Source organism: Streptomyces sp. NPDC052682 (assembly GCF_040678435.1).
Taxonomy (GTDB): Bacteria; Actinomycetota; Actinomycetes; order Streptomycetales; family Streptomycetaceae; genus Streptomyces.
This window is the reverse complement of the sequence record NZ_JBFATS010000045.1, coordinates 1-2858: the sequence shown is the minus strand read 5'-3', so window position 1 is coordinate 2858 and position 2858 is coordinate 1. Positions and strand designations below refer to the sequence as shown.

Sequence of the window (2858 nt, the reverse complement as noted above, 5' to 3'; positions counted from 1 at the left end):
CCGCCCTCGGGGGAGCCGATCGCCCAGGGCACGCCGACGTCGTCGGGGCCGGGGGTGAGGGTGTTGTTCTTCCCCTTGCGGAAGGTGGTGCCGATCGGGTGGATCGGCGGCAGGTAGACCACGTCGAAGCCCATCGCCGCGATCGCCGGCAGCCGCCGCGCGGCGGTACGGAACGTGCCGTGCGGCTCCTCCTCGGTGCCCTCCGAGCGCGGGAAGAACTCGTACCACGACCCGTACAGCGCCCGCTCCCGCTCCACCAGCAACGGCAGGGGCTCGGAGGCCGTGACCAGTTCCCGCAGCGGATGGCGGGCGAGGACGTCGTTGACCTCGGGGGTGAGCGCGGCGGCCAGACGGGCGGAGACCGGGCGGTCCTCGTCGCGCAGGGCGTCCACGGCGGCCAGGATCACCTCCCGCTGCCCGTCCTCGGCGGGGACACCGGCGGCCGCGCGCTCGTACAGCCGCGCGCCCTCCTCCAGGACGACCTCCGTGTCCATCCCCGCCGGGATCTTGATCTGCGCGTGGTGCCGCCAGGTGGCGATGGGGTCCCCCCAGGCCTCCACACAGTAGGACCACAGTCCGGGCTCCCCGGCGGTCACCGTGGCCCCCCACCGGTCGGTGCCCGGGGCGAGCTCCCGCATGGGCGTCCACGGCCCGGGGCGGCCCTCGGGATCGCGCAGGACGACGTTGGCGGCCACCGCGTCGTGCCCCTCACGGAACACGGTGGCGGTGACCTGGAACGACTCCCCGGTCACGGCCTTGGCCGGCCGGCGCCCGTGCTGGACCACCGGGCGGACGTCGAGGACCGGTATGCGGCCGACGGCGGTCGCGTGACGCGCGGAGGGTGGCTCCGCGGGCGGCGGGCCGGGATCCGCCGGGCGCACGGAACGTGCGGTGGTGCTGGGTGTCGGTGGTGCTGACGAGTGGTGCTTGGCGGGCATGACCGCTCCTGTCCGCGTCAACGTGGGTGGGCGGATGTACGGGGGGAGGTCCTGCGTGGTGTTCCCTGAGGGGTGTACCCGGAGGAGCCTTCCCCACCTGTTCGGGTGAGCAATCCGGCACTTTGTTAACTACTCACGCGTATGTCGGCACACAAGTCCGGCCTCGTCCGCGGCGGACGAGGCCGGACTTGTGTGGTTGCTGTGCTTCCTCATTCGGCGGGGGGCACCCGCAGCAGTCTGTCCGGCGAACCGGGTCCGCGGCCGGACACCTTCCCGGACACCGCCTGGCCGGCCAGGGCTCTGGCGACCTGGGCCGGGGTGGCCTTGGGGTGGCCGGCCAGGTAGAGCGCCGCGGCGCCCGCCACGTGCGGTGCTGCCATCGACGTGCCCGAGTAGGTGGCCCGGGCGGTGTCGCCCGCCGCGGACGCCGAGGTGATCGCCACGCCGGGGGCGAACAGATCGAGCGCCGGGCCGTAGTTGGAGAAGGCCGGTTTCGCATCCCCCCGGTCGGTCGCGCCGACCGTGATCGCCTGAGGTACGTCCCCCGGCGAGGACAGGGCGGCGGGCCGGCCGTCGTTGCCCGCGGCGACCGTGTACGTGACGCCCGAGGCGATCGAGGTGCGGACGGCGGCGTCGAGCTGGGCATTGCGCGAGCCGCTCAGGCTCAGGTTGGCCACCGCCGGTTTCCTGGCGTGCCGGGTCACCCAGTCGATACCGGCGATCACCTGGGCCGTGGTGCCCGAGCCCGCGTCGTCGAGGACCCGGACGGCGACGACCCTGGCCTTCTTGGCGACGCCGTAGGTCCTTCCGGCGACGGTGCCGGCCACGTGGGTGCCGTGGCCGTTGCCGTCGCTCGCGACCTTGTCGTTCTCCACGAAGTCCCAGCCGTGGCTCGCCCGGCCGCCGAAGTCCCGGTGCGTGACGCGGACGCCGGTGTCGATCACGTACACCGTGGTGCCGGCGCCGCCCGACGCCGGCCAGGTGTAGGTCCCGTCCAGCGGCAGGGCGCGCTGGTCGACGCGGTCGAGTCCCCAGGACGGCGGGGTGCTCTGGGCGCGGTCGAGGGCCACGCGGGTGTCCTGCACGACGGAGGCGACCCGGGGATCGGCCGCGAGGCGCCTGGCCTGTGCCGCGTTCGCCCTGATCGCGTAACCGTTGAGCACCGTGCCGTAGGTGTGGCTGATGGTCGCCCCGTACGTCTCGGCGAGGCGCTGCCCGGCCGCCGAGGAGCCTTGTGTCTTCTCCTTGAGTGTCACCAGGTAACTGCCGTCGACGGAACCGGGCTGTCCGGCGCCGGCTATCCGCCCCTCCGGTTGGGCGTGCGCGGGCAGGGTGGTGGCCGAAAGCGCGGCAGCACAGGCCGCCGCGGTCAGACCCCCCGCCCGGCGCAGACGCCGGGTACGCGTCCGTGCCATGGTGATGCGTTCCCCTCCCTCAACTCGGCGTACGTCGGCCGGAACGCGCCGGGTGCACCCGGCGCGGCCGGTACGCCACCTGGCAGCGTCTCGTGAGCCGTGACCCGCCACAAGAACGCCTGTGGGGGCGGAATCGGCCATACCGGATGGGGCCGGGCAGGCGGAGGGAAGTCGGCGTGGCCGGTGGGACGGGGGCGGGCGCCCGCCGTGCCGGTGGCGAGGGCCTCCGCCCGGCGTGCCGGTGGCGAGGGTCTGCGCCCGGGTGCCGGTGGCGAGGGTTTGTGCCTGGCGTGCCGGTGGCGAGGGTTTGTGCCTGGCGTGCCGATGGCGTGGGTCTGCGCCTGGCGTGCTGGCTGCGAGGGTTTGTTGCCTGGCGTGCTGGCTGCGAGGGCCTCCGCCCGGCGTGCCGGTGGCGTGGGTCTGCCCCTGGCGTGCCGGTGGCGCGGGCCTCCGCCCGGCGTGCCGCTCGGGCGGCGCGGGCCTCCGGCCGGGGCCTGGCCGCGGG

At 74.6% G+C, this 2858-nt stretch carries 2 protein-coding genes; both read right to left on the bottom strand.

Annotation, left to right across the window (positions count from 1 at the left end):
* The coding region (locus AB0K80_RS33805; protein ID WP_365676378.1) for a maltotransferase domain-containing protein at nt 1-938 on the bottom strand (938 nt) is incomplete at its 3' end.
* Nucleotides 939-1147: 209 nt separating this feature from the next.
* Entirely contained in the window at nt 1148-2353 is a 1206-nt protein-coding gene (locus AB0K80_RS33800) for a S8 family peptidase (RefSeq protein ID WP_365676377.1), read from the bottom strand.
* Nucleotides 2354-2858: the final 505 nt, after the last annotated feature.

Coding starts and splice junctions, on each gene's coding strand:
- AB0K80_RS33800 (WP_365676377.1), bottom strand. CDS start 2,353: ATGGCACGGACGCGTACCCGGCGTCTGCGCCGGGCGGGGGGTCTGACC.